This is a genomic window from Streptomyces sp. NPDC035033, from assembly GCF_040636735.1.
Taxonomy (GTDB): Bacteria; Actinomycetota; Actinomycetes; order Streptomycetales; family Streptomycetaceae; genus Streptomyces.
Genome location: NZ_JBEZUZ010000207.1, coordinates 1 through 2,482 on the forward strand (window position 1 = coordinate 1; position 2,482 = coordinate 2,482).

General features: G+C 77.8%; 2 protein-coding genes. One reads left to right on the top strand and one right to left on the bottom strand.

The window, feature by feature from the left end:
- Positions 1-129: 129 nt before the first annotated feature.
- A complete protein-coding gene (locus AB0E83_RS35390; protein ID WP_362120925.1) occupies positions 130-1,119 on the bottom strand; it encodes a hypothetical protein in 990 nt (329 codons plus the stop codon).
- A 346-nt stretch (positions 1,120-1,465) separates the two neighbouring features.
- Between AB0E83_RS35390 and AB0E83_RS35395 the strand changes: the two genes are divergently transcribed.
- A partial coding sequence (locus AB0E83_RS35395; protein WP_362120927.1) for an FGGY family carbohydrate kinase occupies positions 1,466-2,482 on the top strand: 1,017 nt, incomplete at its 3' end.

Genomic DNA, 2,482 nt, shown 5'->3' on the forward strand with positions numbered 1-2,482 from the left:
CTCGTCCGGTAAGGCGGCGGACGGCCGGCGCGGCGCGTCCGAGGGGGCGGTACGGGACATCGGGGACCTCCGGGGGACGGGGAGAGGGGACGGGAGGGAGAAGGCGGCGGTACGGGGCGGGCGGCGGGTTCAGCCGCCCGTGCAGCGGGCGCGGGCGCGCAGGAAGACCTCCTCGGCGAGGGCGCGGTCGTCCGGGCGCGGGGTGCGATGGGCCCAGGGCACGGGGGTGTAGTACGGGCCGAGGGCCTCGAAGACCCGGGCGGCGTCGGCGAAGCACAGGGCCCCGAAGAGGGCGTGCGCCAGGTGGTTGAGGTCGAGCTGGGACGCCTCCGGCACCGCGCAGAAGAGGAACCACTCGTCCATCGCCCGCCGGGCCTCGCGCACCGCGTCCTCGCCGACCCAGTGCAGGTCGAGGGCGCGCTCGTGGCCGCGGTCGCGGCGGTAGCGCTCGACCCGGACGTGGAGCGGCAGCGCGTGCAGGGCGGAGCCCCGGGGCGCCGCGGCGGCGGCCCACTGCGCGTAGGTGACGGCCTCGGAGAGGGGGCCGTCGCCGCGCGCGTAGACGAACTGGAGCATGCGGTGGTGGGCCTCGCGGTTGTACGGGTCGCGCTTCTCCGCCTCGGCGAGCAGCCCCCAGGGGCCGGGCGGCAGCATCGGCGCGGGCGGCGCCGCGCGGTGTTCGGCGACGTGCCGGCGGGCGTCGAGCGCGGCGAGGGCGAGGAGGCCGACCCAGGGCACCGGGTCGGCGGGGGCGCGTTCGGCCGCCTCCCGGCAGGCCGTCCACGCCTCCTGCCACAGGTCCCGGGTGCGGGGGTGGCCGGCGCGGTGGGCGCGGACGGCGCGTTCGACGGCGACCCGGCCGTGCATCACGGCGGCGGCGGGACTGTCGGGTTCCTCGGCGCGCCAGGCGTGGACGACGTCGGTGCCGGCGGCGACGGTGGCGAGGACCTGGGTGCGGCGGGTCCAGCCGTCCCAGCGGCCGGGGCCGGCGGCGGCCGTGTCCTCCAGGAGCCGCGCCATGGCGACCCAGCGGCCGGCGCGCAGGTCCTGGAGGGCGTGGCGCAGGGCGTGGTCGTGGCCGGCGGGGTGGAAGACGGGCCGGAATCCGTGTCCGGGCATCAGCGGGCGGGGCCGGACGTGGTCCGGGCGGTGGGCGGCGTCATCGGTCCTCGGTCGGGCGCGGTCGGTCGGCGCCCGCTGTCCGTCGGCGAGCGGCGCTCACTATAGGCGCGACCGAAGGTGATCGTCCGGATCATCTTTGTGACCGTAACTATTCGGCCAGTGCGCACATGTGAGTTACCGTCAGGTAAGTGCGGGGGACCTGACAGGCTCGTGCGGCGAGGGTTGACGGGCCGCCGCCGGCCCGCGAGCCTGACCCCTTTCCGTGACCGGACGACCGTCCGGCGGCGGCCCGTCCGGCCGCCGCCCGCGCGGCACCGGCGGACTCCAGGACGGGAGCAGACGCATGACGGGCGGCCCGGTACTCGCCGTCGACCAAGGCACCTCCGGCACCAAGGCGCTCGTCCTGTGCCCCCGGCGCGGGGTCCTCGGCAGCGGCACGGCGCCGGTCCGGCCCCGCCACCTGCCGGGCGGACGGGTCGAGGCGGACCCCGCCGAGCTGTACGGCTCCGTGGTCGCCGCGGGCCGCGCGGCGCTCGCCGACGCGGGCGTCCCGGTGGTCGCCGCGGGCCTCGCCAACCAGGGCGAGACGGTGCTCGCCTGGGACCCCGCCACCGGCGCTCCGCTCACCGACGCCCTGGTCTGGCAGGACCGCAGGGCCTCCGGAATCTGCGCCGAACTCGCTCCCCGGCAGGAGGAGTTGGCGGAACTGACCGGGATCCCGGTCGATCCGTACTTCGCCGCTCCGAAGATGGCCTGGATCCGTCGGCACGCGACCGGCGCCGGGGTGGTGACGACGAGCGACGCCTGGCTGGTCCACCGGCTCACCGGCGCCTTCGTCACCGACGCGGCGACCGCGGGCCGCACCGGGCTCCTCGACCCGGCCGCCGTCGCCTGGTCCGCGCCCGCCCTCGACCTCTACGGCCTCGGCGGCGAGCGGCTGCCGCGGATCGCCGACTGCGACGAACCGGTCGGCACCACCACCGCGTTCGGCCCGCCGCTCCCGCTGACCGGGCTCGTCGTGGACCAGCAGGCGGCCCTCCTGGCACAGAGCGCCACCGCGCCGGGCGCCGCCAAGTGCACCTACGGCACGGGGGCGTTCCTGCTCGCCCGCACCGGCCCCCTCCCCCGCCGCACCACGACCGGACTCGTCGGCTGCGTGGCCTGGCGGCTGCGGGGCCGCACCGAGCACTGCCTCGACGGGCAGGTGTACACGGTGGCCTCCGCCGTCCGCTGGCTCACCGACCTCGGGGTCATCGGCGGCGCGCGGGACCTGGACGCCGTCGGCGGCTCGGTGCCCGACAGCGGCGGCGTCTCCTTCGTGCCCGCGCTCGCCGGGCTCGCCGCGCCCTGGTGGCGCGGC